At 41.9% G+C, this 21,683-nt stretch carries 21 protein-coding genes; 8 read left to right on the top strand and 13 right to left on the bottom strand.

Annotated elements, in window-relative coordinates; all coding sequences use genetic code 11:
* The first annotated feature begins 205 nt into the window (after positions 1-205).
* The 3 genes from ACY8D0_RS06180 to ACY8D0_RS06170 all read left to right on the top strand — a co-directional run bounded on the left by ACY8D0_RS06180 (position 206) and on the right by ACY8D0_RS06170 (position 2,510).
* The gene (locus ACY8D0_RS06180; RefSeq protein ID WP_462409600.1) at positions 206-493 is read left to right on the top strand and encodes a hypothetical protein; all 288 of its coding nucleotides are present in this window, start codon (positions 206-208) and stop codon (positions 491-493) included.
* A gap of 17 nt (positions 494-510) precedes the next feature.
* Positions 511-1,422, top strand: coding sequence for a YIEGIA family protein (locus tag ACY8D0_RS06175; RefSeq protein ID WP_462409599.1), 912 nt, complete (start codon positions 511-513; stop codon positions 1,420-1,422).
* 323 nt (positions 1,423-1,745) lie between these two features.
* Positions 1,746-2,510 (top strand): sulfite exporter TauE/SafE family protein, encoded by a 765-nt coding sequence (locus ACY8D0_RS06170; protein ID WP_462409598.1) that lies wholly within the window; start codon positions 1,746-1,748, stop codon positions 2,508-2,510.
* Positions 2,511-2,609: 99 nt separating this feature from the next.
* Here ACY8D0_RS06170 and ACY8D0_RS06165 read toward each other — a convergent pair whose 3' ends face one another.
* From ACY8D0_RS06165 to ACY8D0_RS06150, 4 genes are read right to left on the bottom strand one after another with little or no spacing between them, the layout of a single operon-like run.
* Entirely contained in the window at positions 2,610-3,713 is a 1,104-nt protein-coding gene (locus tag ACY8D0_RS06165; protein WP_462409597.1) for a GerAB/ArcD/ProY family transporter, read from the bottom strand.
* Positions 3,710-3,934 (bottom strand): hypothetical protein, encoded by a 225-nt coding sequence (locus ACY8D0_RS06160; protein ID WP_462409596.1) that lies wholly within the window; start codon positions 3,932-3,934, stop codon positions 3,710-3,712. Before ACY8D0_RS06160 ends, ACY8D0_RS06165 begins: the two co-directional genes overlap by 4 nt.
* A gap of 5 nt (positions 3,935-3,939) precedes the next feature.
* A complete protein-coding gene (locus ACY8D0_RS06155) occupies positions 3,940-5,094 on the bottom strand; it encodes a Ger(x)C family spore germination protein (RefSeq protein WP_462409595.1) in 1,155 nt (384 codons plus the stop codon).
* On the bottom strand, positions 5,091-6,638 hold the full coding sequence (locus ACY8D0_RS06150) for a spore germination protein (protein ID WP_462409594.1): 1,548 nt from the start codon (positions 6,636-6,638) through the stop codon (positions 5,091-5,093). The genes ACY8D0_RS06155 and ACY8D0_RS06150 overlap by 4 nt, the downstream gene beginning before the upstream one ends.
* Positions 6,639-6,844: 206 nt before the next feature.
* Between ACY8D0_RS06150 and ACY8D0_RS06145 the strand changes: the two genes are divergently transcribed.
* Positions 6,845-7,120 (top strand): YqhV family protein, encoded by a 276-nt coding sequence (locus tag ACY8D0_RS06145; protein WP_462409593.1) that lies wholly within the window; start codon positions 6,845-6,847, stop codon positions 7,118-7,120.
* 52 nt (positions 7,121-7,172) lie between these two features.
* Here the strand turns inward: ACY8D0_RS06145 and ACY8D0_RS06140 are convergent, their stop codons facing one another.
* Complete coding sequence (locus ACY8D0_RS06140; RefSeq protein WP_462409592.1) at positions 7,173-9,134, bottom strand: lipoteichoic acid synthase; 1,962 nt, start codon at positions 9,132-9,134, stop codon at positions 7,173-7,175.
* Between the two features lie 259 nt (positions 9,135-9,393).
* The gene (locus ACY8D0_RS06135) at positions 9,394-10,602 is read right to left on the bottom strand and encodes an MFS transporter (RefSeq protein WP_462409591.1); all 1,209 of its coding nucleotides are present in this window, start codon (positions 10,600-10,602) and stop codon (positions 9,394-9,396) included.
* Positions 10,603-10,848: 246 nt separating this feature from the next.
* On the opposite strand from ACY8D0_RS06135, the gene ACY8D0_RS06130 reads away from it, so the two are divergent.
* Entirely contained in the window at positions 10,849-11,802 is a 954-nt protein-coding gene (locus ACY8D0_RS06130) for a D-2-hydroxyacid dehydrogenase (protein ID WP_462409590.1), read from the top strand.
* Between the two features lie 49 nt (positions 11,803-11,851).
* Here the strand turns inward: ACY8D0_RS06130 and ACY8D0_RS06125 are convergent, their stop codons facing one another.
* The 3 genes from ACY8D0_RS06125 to ACY8D0_RS06115 form a co-directional block, all read right to left on the bottom strand.
* Positions 11,852-12,337: a hypothetical protein gene (locus ACY8D0_RS06125; protein ID WP_462409589.1), complete on the bottom strand. Its 486-nt coding sequence runs from the start codon at positions 12,335-12,337 to the stop codon at positions 11,852-11,854.
* 123 nt (positions 12,338-12,460) lie between these two features.
* Complete coding sequence (locus ACY8D0_RS06120) at positions 12,461-12,766, bottom strand: Dabb family protein (protein WP_462409588.1); 306 nt, start codon at positions 12,764-12,766, stop codon at positions 12,461-12,463.
* A complete protein-coding gene (locus ACY8D0_RS06115; RefSeq protein WP_462409587.1) occupies positions 12,766-14,028 on the bottom strand; it encodes a flavin-dependent oxidoreductase in 1,263 nt (420 codons plus the stop codon). The genes ACY8D0_RS06120 and ACY8D0_RS06115 overlap by 1 nt, the downstream gene beginning before the upstream one ends.
* 213 nt (positions 14,029-14,241) lie before the next feature.
* On the opposite strand from ACY8D0_RS06115, the gene ACY8D0_RS06110 reads away from it, so the two are divergent.
* Entirely contained in the window at positions 14,242-15,006 is a 765-nt protein-coding gene (locus ACY8D0_RS06110) for an acyl-[acyl-carrier-protein] thioesterase (RefSeq protein ID WP_462409586.1), read from the top strand.
* A gap of 221 nt (positions 15,007-15,227) precedes the next feature.
* On the opposite strand, the gene ACY8D0_RS06105 is transcribed toward ACY8D0_RS06110, so the two are convergent.
* Genes ACY8D0_RS06105 through ACY8D0_RS06095 form a run of 3 tightly spaced genes read right to left on the bottom strand, consistent with a single transcriptional unit; the run spans position 15,228 to position 18,281 of the window.
* Positions 15,228-16,259 carry a tripartite tricarboxylate transporter substrate binding protein gene (locus tag ACY8D0_RS06105; RefSeq protein ID WP_462409585.1) on the bottom strand — a complete coding sequence of 344 codons (1,032 nt, stop codon included), beginning with the start codon at positions 16,257-16,259 and terminating at the stop codon, positions 15,228-15,230.
* A 24-nt stretch (positions 16,260-16,283) separates the two neighbouring features.
* Positions 16,284-17,801, bottom strand: coding sequence for a tripartite tricarboxylate transporter permease (locus ACY8D0_RS06100; RefSeq protein WP_462409584.1), 1,518 nt, complete (start codon positions 17,799-17,801; stop codon positions 16,284-16,286).
* 15 nt (positions 17,802-17,816) lie between these two features.
* Positions 17,817-18,281 (bottom strand): tripartite tricarboxylate transporter TctB family protein, encoded by a 465-nt coding sequence (locus ACY8D0_RS06095; protein ID WP_462409583.1) that lies wholly within the window; start codon positions 18,279-18,281, stop codon positions 17,817-17,819.
* Positions 18,282-18,596: 315 nt separating this feature from the next.
* On the opposite strand from ACY8D0_RS06095, the gene ACY8D0_RS06090 reads away from it, so the two are divergent.
* Positions 18,597-19,064 (top strand): low molecular weight protein-tyrosine-phosphatase, encoded by a 468-nt coding sequence (locus ACY8D0_RS06090; RefSeq protein ID WP_462409582.1) that lies wholly within the window; start codon positions 18,597-18,599, stop codon positions 19,062-19,064.
* Positions 19,065-19,296: 232 nt separating this feature from the next.
* On the opposite strand, the gene ACY8D0_RS06085 is transcribed toward ACY8D0_RS06090, so the two are convergent.
* Complete coding sequence (locus ACY8D0_RS06085; RefSeq protein ID WP_462409581.1) at positions 19,297-20,292, bottom strand: Gfo/Idh/MocA family protein; 996 nt, start codon at positions 20,290-20,292, stop codon at positions 19,297-19,299.
* A 161-nt stretch (positions 20,293-20,453) separates the two neighbouring features.
* Here ACY8D0_RS06085 and ACY8D0_RS06080 point away from each other — a divergent pair, with 161 nt between their 5' ends.
* Positions 20,454-21,629, top strand: coding sequence for a trans-sulfuration enzyme family protein (locus ACY8D0_RS06080; RefSeq protein ID WP_462409580.1), 1,176 nt, complete (start codon positions 20,454-20,456; stop codon positions 21,627-21,629).
* The last annotated feature ends 54 nt before the right edge of the window (positions 21,630-21,683 follow it).

The following is a 21,683-nucleotide window of genomic DNA, read 5'->3' as shown; positions in this document are numbered from 1 at the left end:
GTTAGCGGCGTGCGGCCTGGGCTTCGACTGAGATAAAGGAAACACGGTGAAGAGAACCGATGTTGAATTATCGAGGGGAAAAGACCGAAGGACACTAAGCGCGCTAAGCTAGACAGTACTTATTAGAACAGTAGCAGCGCTATGTAGCGTTTCCTTCATTTAAAAAATTGGTAAAGTTGACATATCCAAAAGGGAGTGTATATCATTGCAGATTTATTTTTCTCCAGAGGTCATTACCCCACAATATCAGGTGTTAAACGTCGTGGATTCTGAGAACAAGGCTGTTGGTAATGTCGCTTTTTTATTTGACGAAAAGAAGCTGTATGTCTATGGAATTTTAGAAGAAGAAGGTGTCGGGGAGGATTTCAAAGATCTAGTTACCCCCTACATTAAGGGTCTCGCTAAAGCAAAACCGGATGTGGAAGTCTATTCCTGCCTATACATTGGATGTCAAAAAATAAAGTTGAAAGAGGAAGAAGATAAACAGGAATGAAATGATGGAGTGAAACCATGGGTCAAAATTGGATCTCACATGAACACATTGTTATGATTGCAACCGCAGTTATTGTCGGGACATTGGCCAGAGGTTTAACCATTAAAGAAGATTACCGGCAATATCCGAGTTACCCTAATGGCTATTTAATCCATTTGTTAACTGGTTTTGTGTCTGCCTCGATTGGGGCGGTCGCCATACCCGCACTCATGACGAAAAACTTTATTGCTGTCACCTTTTTAACGGCTGCCGCCCAGCAATTCAGGGATGTCAGGAAATCAGAACGTGAGAGCTTGCAGGATTTAGAAAAAACAGAATACGCCTATCGCGGTTCCGCTTATATCGATGGGATTGCAAAAACATTTGAATCCCGGAATTACTTTTCGTTAATTGTGGCCTTGGTGACGGCCATAACGATGCAAGTGGTCAAAGCAAAAGCCGACTGGATCAATATTTTAGCCGGTACCATCGTTGGAATGATTGCTTTTTATCTGCTTAAACGATTTTCTAAAGGGAAAACGATTGGAGACATTGCTGAAGTTGTCCCAGGTACTATTAAAATGGATGGTTCAGAATTATATGTTAATGGAATTTTTGTTTCCAATCATTTAGGTGCCGACAACGCATCGGAATTGATTAAAAAAGAAGCCTTGGCCGTCGTCATTAAGCCACGTCATGAATTCTTCCGGATTACTTTGGAAAATTTCGGACAAAGACAGGCTGCCCTTTTCGAAGCAACAAGAGCCTTGGGCCTAAAACGTTATCATTTTACAAGGAGAGATTTTGACACCGGGAATGTTGTGATTGCCCTTGTTCCTATTGTCAAGGACATCGATGTGTTAATAGAAACCGTTAAAAAAACGCCGCTTTTGGAAAGCACTAAAAAAAGCAAGTCTGTACGGAAAACAAATCTTGCCGGCAAAGAGTAAGAGAGGATATGGAGGAACACAAACCTTCAAATCCTCTCTGTTTTAATTTTTGGCTCTGTTATATTTGGCTGTTGATTTCCGCTCCAGGCGCTCAGCGAACCCGCGGGCGTGCCGGTGAACCTCCTCGGCGCCGGAGCACCTGCGGAAACTCCCCTGCCCCGTACTCCCGCAGGAGTCGAGCATATCCGCTCCAATCAACAGAGTTAAAAATATCAACACTATCGTTCAACAGAGACTAATTTTTAAAAAAGGGCAAGTAACAAGGCATTTGGCCACTTCATACCTTATTGTATGCTTTAATTCAGAGATGGGGTGTGTGCCCAATGAGTATCGGCATCATCATGATGGGACTTTTTATTGGTTTCATGGTTGGATTAACCGGGGTTGGGGGAGCAGCCCTGTTAACACCCATTTTAATTTTACTTGGAATTAATCCTTCCATAGCGGTTGGGACGGATCTTTTCTACAACTCGATTACTAAATTATTCGGTTCACTTCAGCATTGGAAGCAGAAGACCATCAATCTAAAGCTGGTAAAGTACCTGGCAATCGGTAGTATTCCAAGTGCCCTATTGGCGGTAGCAATCCTCCACCTATTCAATGCCTTTTTCCACAATCAAGAAATAATTATTAAACATTCCCTTGGGTATGTTCTAATATTAGTCGCCGTTGCCACGTTAATCAAAACGTTCATGAAGAATAAAATTGAGTGGAACCGGATTCAAATGAAGCCATTAGAGGAGAAACGCGCTTTGACAATTACGATTGGGGCGGTTCTTGGGTTTATAGTGGGGCTGACTTCCATTGGTTCAGGTTCCATGTTTGCCCTGGCCATGCTCTACCTTTATCGCATGGGTCCGTCGGAATTGGTTGGCACCGATATTGCCCACGCTTTCTTACTCGTGACTGCAGCCGGTATTTTGCATGCCGGAATCGGTAATGTAGATTACCTATTGGCCGTGAACCTGCTTTTAGGTTCAGTACCAGGAGTTGTTATCGGAAGCAATCTATCTTCCAAATTTCCCGCAAAGCCTTTAAGAACTGTTTTGGCTATCATGATTTTATTAAGCGGGATCAAACTACTTTAATCATTCACTCTTGAAAGCCCCCTATCACTTCAACAGCATTTACAAGAAAGAGGATGACTTAAAGTCACCCTCTTTCTTGTGTTACTTTGCAAAATCAACTTAAAGAACGGGTCTTCCAGGGGTTTCAATGCTGCGCCTTGATTTTCTCTTAACCACTAGGAACAGAGCAACTATGATCAGTTCCAGTATGAGCCCAAGGGAACTCCAAGTGTAAAACGAGAAATGGATATGTTCCATACTATTTTTAAACATAAGAATAGAGATATACCCCAAAATGAAAGCAAAGGGAAACAAAAATTTGTTGGTGTTGGATTTATAATAAAAACTTAAGCAATGGTTAATGGCAAATAACAAAAACGCGGCTTTGGTGATAAGTGTCGGGAGCCAGACAGCTACAATGACTAAATCCAGCCTATCCAAAAAATCAGTCAAATTAATTTGCTGGATGAGCACATAAGATGGGAACGTTGCTTCCCTAACAATTTTCGTCCCCAAAACTGCAATCTGCATGACAATCACAATGAGGAATAGGCCTATACCCAGCAATGTGCCTGAAATTACTGCTTTCCTTGCCTGTTTAATTGGGTTAATATTTCCCACCGCTATAAGAAAGAATAACATTTCACCCAGCCATGCAAAAGTAAAATAGACGGACTTTGAAACTGACAAAACCGAACGAAAGGAAGGAAGAGGCTGAAAGTTTTTTATATCGGATTCGTTCAGCAAGAGAACAGGCAGCAAAACGATAACAAACGCGAGGATCACAAAATAAATCGCATTTATTCTTGCCGTAACCTCTAAACCTGCCAATCCAATGTAAGCAATGATGAAAACGGACAGTATCATAATGATAGAAATAGGTGTACTTGGCAGGAGCACTACTGCAACAAAGTCGATCATTGCCCTTAAATCACGGATAAAAGTTAGTATAACGAAGAGTAAAAAGAAGAAAATAAACCCTTTTTCCCAAATACTGCTTCGTTTGTTGATGGTAAAAAGATTGGTAAATGAATCAATGTACTTTCTTTTCCCAAACAACACTAAATTCATGACGATTAGGAGAGGTAGTATCATCAGAGGTACCAGCCATGCATTTTGACCGCCAATATGGACGGTAATTTGCGGCAGGCTGATGACCGTTGCACTCACAATGAAATTAGCAACTAAAAACATCATTTGTAAATTGGAAATCAATTGCTTCATATATTCACAACCATTCTTGAGAGATCCCCGAATGTATTATTTAAAAAAACAGTGACCATATTTAAATTAATATTCATTCCCTGTAACACAGTGCAGCCTAATACCACAATAACCAGCAAATACATCCATTTCCGCTCTTTCTTGGCTAAAATCTTTCCTTTTAACATGGCCACTACGTAAACAATAAGAGACAGCCATACTACAATAATGCCTATATCCATCCCATTCATTTCCTCTCGATATTTCCTGTATTCGTCGTTCTTTGTATGTCTGCATCTACGTGGATATTTACTTTCAGCGTCGGGAGAATCGTGTCCCAATTTTGCTCCCAGTTATTCTTCCAATCACGATAATGATTCCGGTACAAATTCCAGCCAAATCCATATATATCGGCCCCTTCGGAATGGGCATGATGTAAAATATCATTTATATTCGTTTTAATCATTGCTTCCATTTTCCTTATGATCAAATTGTACGTCTGCGGATCCTCTATTCTTAAATCAGGCTCATTCTCCAATAAGATACCTATTGCTCTTACGGATAAGCCAAACACAGGCTTTCCATCAATCATTCGGAAATCAGGATTAATACTGCTATTAATTATTTGGACAGAGATTTCCTTATTTTTTAGCACTTCAAATGAGAAAGGTTTCCGGACCATTCTCTCCTTAAGCCACATAATTCCTTGGGATTCACTCTTATTTGTAGTAAAGATCAATTTATCATTTTTAAAAATCGCATAACTTCCCATCAAGATTTCTTTCCCGTTCTTTTCCTTCTTTGTCGTGCCAGTGTGTTCTATCCATGGGACAATCATATCTTTTCCGGGCCGTGACATATCCTGCATAGCATCCATTGCTGTCATGTTAAGGGAGGTTTTAGACATTTCCCTAATAGCTTCTGCTGAAAATTGCTCCATCCTCGGCTGTGCTTGCAACATTTTCACAGCCTCTCCCTTTGAAATGACCAGAAAGGTAGATAGCCTTGATTGCGGATGAATAAAAGTAGCGTGCAATGCCTCTTGTATTCCATGTTTAGCCAAGTCTTCCCCGATAATAAAAACACGTCTGTGACCAAAAAAGATTTTCCTGGACAGCCTTGCTTGCACATCTTCTAAACTTTGCCGTATATTGTCACCCGTTCCGACAAGGATTGAAGCAGGACCGCCGCCACTGGTTCCTCCCCCTCCGCCGCTTGAACCCGCCCCCCCCAGCGAACTCGGCAAAGGAACTTGGATTCCCACTCGATATTTCTCCGGCCCCGCCTCATCCACACTGGTGGCAAGAACAAACGCAAGATCATTAATTTCAGTTCGATCCCAACACCCGGTCAGAATGAATAAAAGCAAGGTTAGAATGAGGATCAAACGAAGTTTTTTCATGAGGAACTCCCTTCTTCACTGATTTTTCCAGTATCCTTGGATTGCCTTACGATATCATCCTTGACCAGTTGGTTTGGCCTGCGGTCCATCGCCCACCATGGCACCCGTAAAAAGACATCCTTTAAAGACTTAACAGACATTGGTGCAAGCGGCCAGAAATAGGGAATGCCGAACGATCTGAGTTTACAGAGATGGGTTAAAACCGCCAAAACACCGAGGACTACTCCAAATAATCCGAACATACTTCCAAGAATAATTAACGGAAACCTTAACAAACGAAACGCAATCGACATGTTGAATCTAGGAATGGTAAAGGAGGAAATTCCGGTAAGGGAAATGATAATAACGGTTGGGGCAGACACTATACCTGCCTGTACTGCTGCCTGACCAATCACTAATGCCCCTAAGATTCCCACTGCCTGACCGACAACCTGCGGCAACCGGATTCCGGCTTCCCGAAGAGCCTCGAATGATAACTCCATGATCATGACCTCTACGAACATTGGAAACGGGATAGCCTCCCTGCTTGCCGCAATGGATAAGAGCAAGGATGTCGGAATCATCTCCTGATGGTAGGTGGTAACTGCCACATATATACCAGGTAATGTAAGGGCGATAAACACAAATGCTATCCGAAGCAGCCTTAAAAATATGTAGATTTGAAAACGTCCATAATAATCTTCACTAGCTTGGAAAAACTGCCAAAAGGTTGCCGGCAGAATCAACACAAACGGTGTACCATCCACAATGATTGCCACCCGGCCCTCCAATAGATTAGCTGCCACGGTGTCAGGCCGTTCGGTATTTTGAATCTGCGGGAACACGGTCCAGGCGCTGTCTTCAATCAATTCTTCAATATAACCGCTTTCCAGGATCCCATCAATCTTGATTTTGTCCAGCCGCTTCATCACTTCTTCCACTAATTCCGGTGCGGCAATGCCATCAATGTATAGAACGGCAATTCCGGTATTGGTCTCTTCCCCAAGATCCTTTGATAATATTTTCAAACGATTGGAACGAACCTTATGCCGGATTAAAGCCGTATTTACCCTTAATCTTTCGGTAAAGCCCTCCCTTGGCCCCCGCACCGCGGATTCTGTCGTTGGTTCGCCAACCGTTCTACGGTCGCCTCCTTTTGCATCAAAGATGATCGCCTTTGTTAACCCATCAACCAAAAGCACTGTATTGGCCTTTAACACATTGCTCACTACATCGTCCAATTTGGATGTTTCTGATACGGAGCTCAACGAAAGGACCCGTTCCATTAATAAATCTGCTGAAATCCTTTCTGTTTCCACATCCTCTAACAACTGGCGAATTCCATGCAGTTCCACCGACTTAGAATCTATAAACCCATCCACAAACAAGACATAAGCATGTGCTTTACCGGCTACAATCGGTCGAAAGACGACATCCGTACAATCTTTAAATAGATCCTTTAAGATTTCAATATTTGCTGTTAAATTTGCACTTATTTCTTTATGTGTTTCATCACTCGTTAAAGGTTTTGAATTCAAGCTCTTTCTTTTTCTGAATTTCTTCATATCTCAAAACTCCAAAGATTATTTTTTTATGCAATTGAGGAATAAACCTATTTGCCCGCTTGGCATAAAATCAGTTTTTAATATAACCCGCATTTAGAAAATTATCCCTTGGAATAAACAGCAAATGAACAGTTTTGGATTCTTGTCCTTCTATTACCGAAATTGAAACATATAATGGGGATGAAATATTTATTAAGGAGGTTCCTATGTTTATATTTATTGAAAAAGCAGTATTAGGAATGGCCTTGCTGAGAATACTTTCCGGGAGTATCGAGGTCTTTGCGGCGTTATTAATGATTAAATTGAATTCGGTGGAAAAAGCCCTTATGGTGAATAGTTCCCTTGCTCTTGTAGGACCGGTTATTTTAATTCTCACTACCACAATTGGAGTTCTCGGGGTGGTCGGAAATATTTCCCTAGTTAAAATTGGGTGGATTTTTCTAGGGGTGAGCTGTATCTTAATTGGGGTTTTAAAATCATAAAAAAAAGCTGCCAAAGGGAAAGGATGATCCCTCAAAGCAGCTAGTTATGATGCTATTCAGTTGTCTCTTGCTTGTGATTTAAATTATAGTCGTATTTTTCCCTGTCTACCTGGGTAAAATTCTTCGGAGTGTAGAAGCGAAGTAAATCACCATTCACAATCTTATCCGAAAGAGCCAATTTTTGTTCCACTAATTTCTTGTACTGGTTGGCCTTTTCAAGTTGATTTTTGGCCAGTTCCGTCCCGTTAGTGGAATCGTAAAACTTCCCATCGATTGACGAAATGTCCGGACTCACAAAATCACCGTTCCGGAAAGGAACAACCTGGTCGTGCTGTTCTGATAACAGGTCTGTTCCCAGTTGTACATATTCCTTCGAACCAATTCCAAGCAAATGAAGCAGTGTTGGGAGCAGGTCCACCTGACCGCCATATTGATGCATCACACCGCCTTGGACTCCTGGAACATGGATCAATAAAGGAACCCTTTGCAATCCTGCGCTTTCAAATGCATTGATATCTTTACCCATTACTTTTGACATGGCTTTATTATGGTTCTCAGAAATACCATAATGGTCCCCGTACATGATGATGATAGAGTTGTCGTAAAGACCTGATTCTTTTAAATAGGCAAAGAATTGCTCTAAGGCTTCATCAGCATACCGCGCTGTTTGGAAATAATTATCCACAGAAGGATCACCCGTTGTATCTGGAGCAATGGTTGCATCCTCCTTTTTCAGCGGGTACGGATAGTGGTTGGATACCGTGATAAATTTGGCATAAAACGGCTGCGGCAATGATTGCAAAAGTGGAATCGATTGTGAAAAGAATGGCTTATCCATGAGACCATACTCAGCCAAGTCTGCCGAATTTATTGTGTAATACTGCGAATCAAAAAACTTCTCATAACCCAAAGATTTATAAATTTCATTCCGATTCCAAAAGCTTCCCGAATTCCCGTGGAAAACGGCTGATGTATAGCCCTGCTGGCCCAAAATAGCCGGTGCTGCCTGATACGTATTCAAGCCTTTGGTCGTAAAAGCAGAACCCTGCGGCAAACCAAACAATGAGTTTTCGAGCATGAATTCAGCATCCGAAGTCTTGCCTTGTCCCGTCTGGTGAAAGAAGTTATCAAAATAGAAAGTGTTTTGATCATTCGTGAGAGAATTCAAGAACGGCGTTACTTCTTCCCCATGAAGTTTATAGTTAATCAAGAAATTTTGCATCGACTCAAGATGTAAATAGATGACATTCATCCCTTTGGCTTTGCCAAAGTACGCCGGGTTTGGCTCAGCATAATTGGATTTTGTATAGTTGATTACTTCAGTAATGTCATCGCTATCCGCCAAAACTCTTTGGGCGGACGCTTTTGTACTTTTTACGGCATCGTAAATGGTGTAATTGTACATTCCTAAATATTTAACAATATAATTCCGGTCAAATCCCCTTGTTAACAATTGGGGTCGGTCGACTTCAGCTAATGCGATATTGATACAGGAAATAGCCAATGACAAAGTAATTAGGACCGTTGCTTTCCGGCGATTCCAACTGCGTTGTTCCATCCTGCCCCAGCCAAACGCCAATAAGCCGATTAAAACAATCACATCCAGAAAGAACAACACATCATATGGTCTTAATAAGGAAAGAACACTGCCGCTGACATCTCCGAAATTTTGTGTCTGCGTAATCGTCGGCAGGGTAATAAAATCATTAAAAAATCGGTAAAATACAATATTAGCATATAGTAAAAAAGATAATAGGAAATCAATCCCTATCAGCCAAATATACTTTTTTCGGCCTTTAATAAGCAATGATAAACTCAAAAAAAGCAGTGCCGATCCTAGTGGATTTATAAATAAAAGAAATTTCTGTAATGAATTTTCTATACCTAAGTCAAATTGTGTCAGTTGGGCTGCATATGTCTTAATCCAAAGCAAAATCACAGCCAACAAGAAAAAGCCATTATATTTATGAAAGATAACTTGAACTTTAGATTTTAAATTTTCGTTATTCATCATTACACCCGCCTTCCAAGGGACTATTATGACATAAATCCTCCTGGGTTTGTCAAGCATATTGGAACCAAATCTGCCATCATATTCCTTATATTAGGCTGTTGATTTCCGCTCAGTCGCTCAGCGAACCCGCGGGAGTACGGGGCAGGACACTAAAATTCTTCCTCGGATCCGCCCACGCAAGAATAAAATGCTCCAGTCAATAGAGTTTAAAAAAACCAATATTATCGTTTAATCAATCCTAAATCCTTCTATTTTGAAATCATTTTCCTGGAATTAAATCTCTCTTTGTTTTGGCTGTAAGCTCTTTTCCTTTCCAATACGCCGTACCCGTTGCAGCCAACAGTAACAATCCTGTTACCATAAAGACCATACGGGCAGGAAAAATGCCGCCGATATAGCCGCCTAAGACTGGTCCAGCCATTCCGCCAATTTGGTTCGCGGTTTGGTTTAAACTAAATGCACGGCCACGGAAATTATCAGGAGTGGACTTCACAACCAGCCCGTTCAAAGCTGGGAAAACGGCACAGAAAAACACGCCGTAGATAAACCGGATAATCGAAAAACCCCAAATTTCGCTAAACAAAATTTGGGCCAGTGTCCCGATTGCGCCACCCAACAATCCAAGGACAAGAACGCGTTGAAAGCCGACTTTATCTGCCCATCGCCCCCAAAACGGAGCAAACAGAGCACTGGCGATGCCAGGAAGGGAGAACACAATTCCGGCTAATAACGAAGCATTTTCGGCATTACCTCCCAATTTAACAATATACAAGGGGAGAACCGGCTCAATCGTCATGACCGAACCCGAAGTGACAATGGTCAAAAGAAGGACAAGAACAAATGGACGATACGTCCATGCCTGTAGAATATCATTCTTTACCGATCCCTTTTGTTTGTTTGGGGTGAAATTTTCTTCTTTTACCCATAACACAACAAGTATGGTGGAAATAAACACGATCAATCCCGCACTGCCAAACGCCCACCTATTCCCTGCCAAATGGGCAATGGCCCCGCCCAGAAGAGGACCGACAATATTGCCTGACGCGGAAGCGGTCGAAATCAACGATAAAGCATATCCCACTTTGTTGTTAGGGGTATTGGTTCCGATTAACGCGATGGCGCCGGGAATGAAACCCGTCAAAAGCCCTTGGGAAATTCGTAACGCCAACAGCTGGTAAGGATTGGTCACAAACGCGGTTAATGAATAAATGACAAACAAAGAAAATCCCGCTCGGATAATCATTGGCTTCCGGCCATATTTATCCGCCAAGCTGCCCCAAAACGGAGAAGAAAGCGCCCCTGAAAAAAAGGCCGCGCTATATAATACACCCGACCACATTTCCACATGTTGACTCACACCTATTTGCGGAAGAAAAATGGGCAAAAACGGAATCACCATTGAAAAACTGGCTGCTGTAAAAAATACCCCGATCCATAACACATATAAATTTCGTTTCCACATGGGCATTCTGTTCCATCTCCCAAATACATCAAAAATGAATTTTTTATTGTTAGTTAATAATGGCTATCATACCACAGATTTTTAATATTTTGATACCCGAAATATTACATCTTACAAAAAACATCCTGTTTTGATTCGATTATCTCGTTGCTGCCATCAATCCTATCATTGAATTAAATTGATTAACCGTGTTTTTTCGTCTATATTTTAAAATGAATAGAGAGATAAGCTTATACATAAAGGAGAGGTACCATGACTACATCCCAGCCTAAAATTCTGGTTTTTCATCCAAAGCAGGCAAAAGAGTACGCGGATTATATTCGGGCGCACGGTTTCTCGAGGGTAACTGAAGCAGCAACTTACGAAGAGGCTAAGCGGAATCTGCCCAACACGGAGATTATCTTGGGATGGAAATTCCCCACTGTTCTCCTCAGTCAACCAATGGGTTCTACTGTCCGATGGTTCCAATCGATTGGAGCTGGAGTGGATGATTTGGTCAAAGACCAATTCATTCCATCAAACATTCTTCTCACCAGAATTGTTGACCAATTTGGCCCTGTGATTTCCGAATACGTTTTTACTTATCTATTGTATATTACAAAAAATGTCCCACGAATGAGACAAGCCCAGTTGGACAGACATTGGGACCCTTTTGTTTCCGGGTCGCTCTCTGGAAAGACGATTGGGGTGGCCGGTTTGGGCTCCATTGGGGCTGAAGTTGTCCGAAAAGCAAGGGCATTTGACATGCGGGTATATGGATTGAGCATGAGTGGCAAACAAGCTTCACTAGTCGACCAACACTTTACCCCCGACAATGTAAAAGGGTTTGTGAAAGACTTGGACTATCTAGTGTTAACCCTTCCGCTAACACAGGATACTTATCACATCATTGGCAAGAATATTCTTAATAGCATGAAACCATCCGCTTGCCTGATTAATGTGGGACGCGGCTCCTTAATCGACGAAAATGATTTGCTTTTAGTCCTGCAATCGGGCCATCTTCAAGCAGCAGTTCTGGATGTGTTTGAAACAGAGCCCTTGCCGTCAGGCCACCCCTTCTATAGGATGCCAAATGTATATATCACCCCGCATTTGTCCGGTCCAAGTACCGTTAATGGCGTGGGCAGTGTTTTTATAGAAAATCTCCATCGTTATGTAAAAAATCAGCCGCTAGCTGGATGGGTAGATCGAGTGCGCGGCTATTAAACAGACACAAAAAGCTGGCCTCATCAGGCCAGCTTTTTGTGTCATTCCATTAAGAATTACGGTTCCTTTTAAAACCTTCTTCAACTAAAAAGATTTCTGCCTCTTCATAGGTAGCAAAGGTTTCTTCCAAATTGAGTCCGTAATAAATATTCCAAAAGTCGTCTTCGTTCACTAACAACAATTGTTGGTTTTCATCGTTTATCCAGCGTTCGTCTTCATTTTCCCCGATGATTGCCTCTTCTACTACGGTCTTTTGGTCAGCAGACAAACTCTTTATCGAGTCTTGAATCAGCTGCCTAAGTTCGTCAGAAGAGATCTCACGGATATTCACCATTCCTTTATCATCGGTTTGGTACTTTTTCAACAAACCCGCATAAACAAAGCCATTTCCGTTTGGATGCAGATGGTAAACCACGTTTTTCTTATCAGAGATGCTTTCTTTAAACTGGAAATTGACCCGTCCAAGTGAAACATTTACCCGCTCCAGTTCCGGAAATTCTTCTATGATCGCTAGTTTTTCTTCAAAAGTCAGCATGTCGGCCTCCCGCTTTTTAGTCAATATTATAGTATCATAATAATAGCAAAAGCAAAGACCATGTTGACAATTTTGCATAAATATTGATTTAAGTTCACCCAAGGTTAAGCCGACTCTGAGACGTCAGATAATGGATGGATGGTTGAAATCAACAATGATGCTATCTTCCACGCCTATTTCATTCAAATATAAAACAATCTCCTGGTGCGCCGGATGCGGACCATAGTTATCCAATGAGGTTCTGTCTTCAAAACGGACAGTCAAACCGACTTCATACCCCTTGCTTCGATTGGAAAAGTTGATCCCCTGCTGAATATCGACGATTCCGGGAATAATGTCTTTTAACAACATGGTTCTGCGAATGAGTTCTTGTTTTTGTACCATTGTTGTTCTTGGTGAAAATTTAATTAAGACAATGTGTTCTACCATTATAAAACTCCTAGTTTCCTGTTTAATTTTTCACGATCAAAGCCGGCAATTTGCTTATATCGGTTCGCGATATCCTCTAATTCCTTTTGTGAAATAATATCATGTAAGTTTTCAAAACCATGGGGCGCCCGTTCCTCAACAATTTGCATAACCACTTCCGGCCCGTTTTTCCGGTTAGCCATTACGATATTTGCCGTGGGTTCCAATCTGGCAGCTTCATATGCCCTCAATGCACTCTCTTCATTTGGCTGTGCAGCAATGGCCTCTCCTAATGCGTCTGCATCAAGGATTGCTTGCGAAGCACCATTGGATCCAATTGGATACATCGGATGGGCTGCATCTCCCAAAAGGGTCACCCTGCCAAATGTCCACTGTGGCAGCGGATCACGGTCCACCATGGGAAATTCATATACATCTTTTGTTTCTTCTATTAATTTAGGTACATTAAGCCAGCCAAAGTTCCAATTATCAAAGGCAGGGGCAAATATGTCTTTTTCGATTTTTCGGTTCCAGTCAGCCCGTGATGGCATTTCATCGGTTACAGCCAGTTCGGCAATCCAGTTTACCAACGACCGCCCTTTTGCTGCTGTATCCGGGCAAACCGGATAGGCAACAAATTTTTGGTCCTGATAACCAGCCATAATCATTGATCTCCCTGTTAAAAACGGAGTAGATTCTGTCAGTCCACGCCATAAGATACGGCCGCTGAAATTCGGGAGTCCCTCATTAGGGTAAAAGAATTTTCGTACAACGGAGTGAATGCCATCTGCAGCAATCATGATATCCGCACTATAGGTTCCAAGGCTCTCCCCTGTTTTTCGATTGATAAACTGTGCAGAAACTGACTCCCCCGACATTTCAAAAGATTTCAGGTGATGGCCAGTAAATACTGCGTTTTCCCCTAATTCTTTTTTTACAGCATTCAATAACAGCATCTGCAGACGGCCACGGTGGATGGAGTATTGCGGCCAGTGGTAACCAGCGCCGATTCCCCGCGGCTCTTGCCAAATTTCCTTGCCGAATTTATTAACATAGATGAGTTCTGCTGTCGGCAAGCCTGTTTTTTGGAGTTCATCTGCCAATCCTAATTCAGTCAATACTCTTACAGCGTGAGGCAGTAAATTGATACCCACTCCTAGCGCCTTAATGGTTTCCACACTTTCAAAGACACGCGTTGCCACGCCAACGCGGTGAAGTTTTAGGGCAGTAACTAGCCCGCCAATGCCGCCTCCAACAATAATTGCAGTTTTAATAGTAGTCAAAAAGATCCCTCCAGAAGTAATCAGGACTTAATTCTTTTAAATTTCTTTTAATTATTACAACAATTTTTAATAATATCAATATAAAAAATCTTAACTCTATTATTCCAATATATCAACTAAGAGTCTTAAGTAGTCCATATTATGAACCGAAAAAATTCTATGCTACAATTTAATATGTCAAAAGGGTTAATTAGCAGTAAAGGAGTCTTTGCAATGGACTATGGTACCTCCATTTTTAAAAAGAACTACCATATTGATTTAAGGGATGTCGATTTAAAAAAACAACTGAGGTTAAGTACGCTGTTCAGCTATTTTCAAGAAACCGCAAGTTTGGCATCTGAAGCTTTGGGATATGGAATTGAATTTTTAGACAAGGAATTCGGTGTTGCTTGGGTACTAATGCGAATCCGTGTAGAAATCATCCGAAATCCGAATTGGGATGAGGAAATCACGATCGAAACATGGCCGCTTGAGCCAGGAAAAGTGGAGTTTGACCGAGATTATCTGGTTAAGGATAAAAATGGGGATATTATCATTAAAGCTGTATCAAAATGGGTGATAATGGATATTGCTTCAAGAAAATTAAGAAGAAGCGATAAGATTGGCATTCGCTACCCTGATAACATAACTGAAAGAGCGATTGAAGGAAGCTTAGGAAAGCTGAAGGATTTTGGCTCATTAGAGACAGCCTACCATAAAGTGATCGGATACAGCGATATCGACTTTAACGGACATTTAAACAATTCCAAATATGTGGATTATATCATGGATTGTTTTCCTGTCGATGACCATAAAAACTACTCGATGCTAATGATCGATATCCAATTCCAACATGAAGCATTGCCGGGAGATACCATTACCCTTCAAAAGGATACCTCCGCGGCTGATAAGAATGTTATTTATATTGAGGGATTCAATCAAGCAGACAACAAAGTCGTATTTAAATCCCAAACATTTATTGCTAGGAGTCTTTCCTAATCAGGGCGGACTCTTCTCCTGAGCAATTAATAGATTTAATGGTTAAAAATTTATAATAATTGTAGAATCGAAACGGTGATTTGTAGAATCCTTGTTTAAGTCAGTTAAATCCACCTTTAAATTTGTAGAATAACAATAATTTTTGAAGAATTCACCCTAAAAACAGAAAACTCTCCCTAGTAAAAAGCCAAGTCCCGAAACAAAGACTTGGCTTTCCCCTATTATTTCCTTATTCCCGCCTCTTCGGCCAGTTTGGTGTATCGATCTTTTTCATTTTTGACGTCCTTCGTGAAGTCAGCCGAATTCAAATACGCCGGTTCAAGTTTGATTTTCTCCAATTCGCTGATAAACGCTTCGTCTTTCTGCATTTTTGCCACTGCTTCATCCCACTTTTTGACGATTTCATCAGGAGTTCCGGGTGCAAAAGATAATCCAGTCCACCATTTGACAGCTAGGTTGTCAAATCCCAGTTCTTTTGCCGTAGGAACATCTGGAAATAACGGATTCCGTTCGTCCGATGAAACGGCAAGCAATTTGATTTTTCCAGCCTCCGCGAGAGCCGCCATTTCCCCTACTGTATGCACGGCCAACACAACATGGCCGCCGGCAACTTTTGCAGTAGAGTCAGATGCACCCTCTGATGACACCATCGAAGTCTTTTTAAAATCCACCCCAATTGTTTTCAGCCATTCCGCCACGCCAAAAGCGGAAAATCCAGCGGGACCCACACTTGCCCACGTTAACTTTTCGGGATTTTTCTTTACCCAGTCAGAAAACTCTTTTAAATCCTTCCATTCCGCATCAGCTTTTACTCCAAACGCAAGTGACCCTGCTGCAATTCTTGAAGCGAATTTATTATCTGCAATCGTCAACGTTGGATTAGCATTTCCCGCTTCATACATCGTGGTCGAGGAATTATTATTCACCAGCACCGTATATCCGTCGGGCTTTGCCTCTTTCAACGCATACTGGGCACCAATAATTCCCCCTCCACCTGGTTTATTGGTTACGACAATGGGTTCGCCCCATTCCTTGCTTAGATAGTCCGCAACAGCCCGAGCGGCTAAATCAACTCCACCTCCCGCGGCAAAAGGAACCACCAGCTCAATTTGCCTTGTCGGATAATCAATCTCCTTGTTAGCATTTCCACCGGCAGTAGTTGCCGGTTTGGATATAGAGTTAGACGAGCATGCTGCCACAACCAAAGTAAGAATGAAAGAGTAAAAGAGGGTCAGAAGCGATCTTTTTTTCAAAAATAAAACCTCCCCACAATCAAATTATGAAAATTCCATCTTCTCACCTGTTTCTTGCAGGAGTCGTTTTTTCGTTCTTCTCATCAAAAATATGGATAGAACCAGGAAAATGACAGCCAATATTAAAATGGTCAGCGAGATGGGACGCTGCACAAAGATGAATAAGTTACCGGATGACATTTCCATCGACTGAATAAAGGAGCTTTCAATTTTAGGGCCAAGTACAGTACATAGAACAAACGGGATAATCGGCCAATGAAACTTATGGAACAAATAGCCAAGGACGCCAAAAGTGATGGCGATCGCCACATCAAACATGCTATTTCGGACGGAATAAGCCCCTAAAACACTCACTAAGAGAATGATGGGTGCCAATATGCCAAATGGAACCTCTGTCAGTTTTGCCCACAATCCCACCAAAGGCAGGTTTAAAACCAAAAGGATCACATTGCCCACAAACATCGAGGCAATGACCATCCACACCATTTGACTGTTTTGTTCAAACAATAGCGGACCAGGAGTTAAACCGTAAATCATGAGTGCCGCCAAAAGAACAGCGAGAGGCGGAGATGCAGGGATTCCCAGTGATAATAAGGGAATAAAACCGCCCGAACTGGTTGCATTGTTGGCTGATTCAGGTCCGGCAACACCTTCGATGGCTCCTTTGCCGAATTTCTCAGGCTGCTTGGAAAGTTTTTTCTCCAAATCGTAGGATAAAAAGGAAGTGATGGTTGCGGAAATCCCCGGCAGGATCCCCAAGAAAAAGCCCAATAAACTTCCTCTTAAAATCGCATTCTTGCTTTGAAGCAAATCTTTTTTTGTCGGGTAGACCCGTTTGATTTTGACACGCTCCCGTGAAGCCCGATTTTCTTCGAGCCCTTTTAACACCTCGGTGATCGCAAAAAGGCCGATAATGATACTGACCATGTCGAATCCGCCAGCCAAAAAAGGAAGACCAAAATTCAATCTTGGCATGCCGGTTGTCATCCCAATTCCCACTAACGAAATCAAAAAACCGAATAGACCCATCAGGATGGATTTCCTTAGTGAGTAGCCAGTCAGATTAAACAAGACTAAAAGGGCAATTAACATTAGTGTAAAATACTCCGGAGGACCAAACTTTAACGCTTGATCAGCCAAGAACGGGGCAAAAAGGACAAGGCCGATTAATCCGATGATGCCTGCGGTAAAGGAACCGATTGCGGCTATCCCGAGAGCTGACCCGGCCCTGCCCATTTTGGCAAGTGGATAACCATCCAATGTGGTAGGCACGGATGATGATTCCCCAGGAATGTTCATTAAAATAGCGGTCGTCGATCCGCCGTACATTGATCCATAATAGATTCCGGCCATCATCATTAATCCTTGGGCCGGCTGCAGGACCGTGGTTACCGGTAAAAGGACAGCAATAGCAGAGGTGGGGCCAAGGCCGGGAAGCACACCGACCAGAGTGCCAAGCAAGGAACCCAGCAAAACGATTAACAGGTTAGAAGGCGTTACAACCTCACTAAGACCACCCCATAAATACATGATTGTTTCCATATTTAGTACCTCCTGTTAAAAAGCAAAGATGCCGATTGGAAACGGAGTTTTTAAGATCACAATGAACAGGTAATATAGAACAGCCGTAATCATTCCCCCAACCAAAATGGCATAAATCCAACGATTTTTGGCTATCAATTTTAATAGGCCAATGGATACAACCAACGTGCTTGCCACATAGCCGAAATATTCAATTAACAAACAGTAGATAAATAGAAGGATGACAGACGCCGCTAATGTAAATAGGGTTCTCCCGGCCGGCAGCACCGACTTGCTTACTTCTTGGGTTTTTTTCTCAAAAAACAGACTTATTCCAACAACAACCAGAAATATTCCAATTAGTCCTGGCAAGGCATGGTCACCTGTCACAATATTCAAGCTATATTTGTATAATTTGACAGATTCGAAAAATGAGAGAAAACCAATCACTATAGCAATGCTGCCTCCGATGCTTTTCTCTGTCAACAATTTGGCTGTCATTACCGATACCCCCATCCTCTGATATGTTGTTATGAGCCTCGATAATACAGAAAATGGCCTGCAACGTTCAATTCCTTTTTTAAACATTGCAAGCTCTTCAGTGGTCTGATCGGACCTTCATTCATAGAGTTTTAATTGGGATAAGTAAAGTAGTGACAATTGCTGGGCAGTCATGTAGAAAATGGCGTGGAAAAAACGTTTATTTATACTTATTTTGATTGGACTTATTTCATAACCAAAAAGCTTGATTAATTTTTACTGATATTTATGTATAATATTTTTTGAGAATATATTTTTGTTAAAGGAGTATTAAAAATGATTAATGTTTTATTCGTCTGTCTGGGGAATATTTGCCGGTCCCCTATGGCCGAGGCTTTATTTCGGGACTTAGTAAAAAAGGAAAATTTAACTGATAAAATTACCGTCGATTCAGCGGCAACGAGTTCTTGGCATATCGGTGATCCCCCTCATCAAGGGACGCTTAAAATCCTTAAGCAATACCATATTTCTTCAGAAGGCCTTATGGGACGCCAACTAACCAAACAAGACTTTGACAAATTCGATTATATCGTTGGAATGGATATTAACAATGTAAGAGACATCGCCAAGATGACCGGTCAGCCTAACCATCCCAAAATCCTTCGTCTGCTCGACTTAACGAAAGATAAGAAGGATGTCCCGGACCCATATTACACAGGAAACTTTGAGGAAACCTATGAGCTTGTTTCAGAAGGCTGCCAAGCTCTGCTTGAGAAAATCCGCAAAGAACATAACATTAAATAAAAGTTAATCCCGCCTGGTTAATCTGGCGGGAATTTTTAAACTTTGGCTCTGTTAAATTTTGCTGTTGATTTCCACTCCAGTCGCTCGCGGACCTTAGGGCAGGGGAGCCTCCTCGGCGCTAGAAGCGCCTGAGGGGTCTCCCCTGCCCCGTACTCCCGCAGGAGTCGAGCGCCTTCCGCTCCAATCAACAGAGTTAAAAAATCAACAATATCATTTAACAGTACCTAAACTTTTATTTCTTATGGTAATAATGCTTAACCATTTCATCCATAACCCAATTGGTTCTTGCACCCGTTACCCCGTTACTTGGACAGGCATTCCCCTCACCGGTTAACTCTGCTACGATGGTTTCAACCAGCGGCTGATGGACATGCTGGGGCGGCACAAAACTCCATTCCTCTTTACCGTGATTAGTAGTTAAGATGACTGGGTCATTGCCAAAGGTAGAAAATGTGATTTTTCCCTCACTGCCAATTATTTCATTGATATCGACATTTTCAAAAGCGGAAAAACACCAATTTCCTGTACCATGGACACCGGATTCAAATAAAAAGTTACCTGTAACGATATCTTCCGCTGTATAATGCCCTGCCTGATTGGAAGCCGTGCCCTGAACAGATTGTATTGGTCCCAGCAAAAAGTCGAACATATCTAATGTATGGCTGGCTAAATCAAAGAATAACCCGCCGCCAGCCAAATCCGGCTGCACCCGCCATGGCAAATTTTTCGGGTCCTTCACATTTTCCGAGGCTTTTTGATATTGTGTGAGAGTGACAAAACGAACTTCACCGATCGCTTTGTGTTCCAACAGCTGTTTTATTTTTAAAAATTTCGGCTGTGCCCTGCGGTAATAGGCCACATATAAGGGAACCCCTGCTTCCCGGCAGGCATTCACCATTTCCTCGCATTCCTTATAGTTTCTTGCCATAGGTTTTTCGACATAAACAGGTTTGCCGGCCCTAGCGGCTTTCAATGTATATTCTTTATGGGAACCTGGCGGGGTGGCAATATAAACAATATCGACATCAGGATCATTTATCAGTTCATCGGCATCATCATACCATTTTGGTACGTTGTGCCGTATCGCATAATCTTTTGCCAGGCTTCCTGTCCTTCGCATGACGGCGACTAGCTCCGAGTTTTCAACTTTTTGAAAAGCCGGCCCGCTTTTTACTTCTGTTACATCACCACAGCCAATAATGCCCCAACGGACTTTTTCAAATAACATCTTAGTTATCTCCTCTTAAATAAATAGAATGGGTATCCATTCCTTAATTGTAGCAATCCCCTTAGAGATTTTATAGTGATATTTTAAATATCCCGCCTTATACCAATCACTTTCATTGGGAATATTATCAATGGACTTATACCTAAAAACAGGAGTCAAGTATGAATGAATTTAATGATAGTGCTTATGACAATGATATTTGCATGCATTTTGCCGATGAACCTAACCGTTTTCAAGGTGCAGTCATCCCACCAATCTATCATAATACTCTGTTTGTTTATCCAACATTAGAAAGTTTAGGGAACGCCATTGCAGACGAGACTGAGCACTATGTCTATATTAGAGGAACAAACCCAACCGTTGAAATGGCCGAAGAAAAGCTGGCGGCATTGGAACGGGGGGAACAATGCAAATGTGTCTCTTCGGGGATGGCCGCGATTAGTGCGGCCTTATTTAACAGTGTAAAAAGCGGTGACCATGTGTTGTGTGTTGGCAATATCTATCTGTCCACCATGAGTGTAATTCAATACCTAAAAAAGTTTAACGTTAACCATTCCGTTATTTACTCAACCAACATTGAGGATATGGAGAACGCCATTTTGCCCAACACGAAGGTCATGTTTCTTGAATGTCCGACTGATATGAATTACCGACTAGTTGATTTAAAGAAAACAGCAGAATTGGCGAAGGGAAAAGGAATACGGACGATTATGGATAATACTTGGGCAACCCCGTTTTATCAAAAGCCATTGACATTTGGTATTGATGTCGTTGTGCACTCGGCCTCAAAATATTTAGGAGGACATAGCGACATAGTGGGAGGAGCCATAATCAGCAGTAAAGAAATAATGAAAAAGTTATTCAAAGATGAATTCCTGTTATTTGGAGGGGTTATGGCACCGTATACAGCCTCACAGCTGCTCCGTAGTTTAAGAACGTTGCCCCTAAGGCTTGCGGCGCATCAAGAAAGTGCCCTTAAGGCTGCCAAATTTCTGGAATCCCATCCACGAATAGCAACCGTTCATTATCCAGCCCTGACGTCCCACCCCGATTATGAACTGGGAAAAAAACAATTAACAGGATATACAGGGGTATTTAGTTTTGATATCAAGAATGGCACATATGAGGTTGTTAAAGGGATTATTGACAAGTTAAATATTTTTCAGATTGGGGTATCGTGGGGTTCATTTGAGAGCCTAGTGATGTCACCTAATTATGGGTATAACGAACAAAAGTTGATAAAAGAGCACGTGAGTCCCGGGCTGATCCGGGTTTCGATTGGTTTGGAAGACAGTGATAAGCTTATTGAAGATTTGGATCAAGCACTGGAGCTATAGCGTGATGGCAACTTGCGGATAAGAAGATTTCATTTACGCTTAACATCAGCTAAC

It is taken from the genome of Neobacillus camarae (assembly GCF_054950115.1).
Note: the sequence above shows the minus strand (reverse complement) of the source record. Positions and strands in the feature narration are given on the sequence as shown.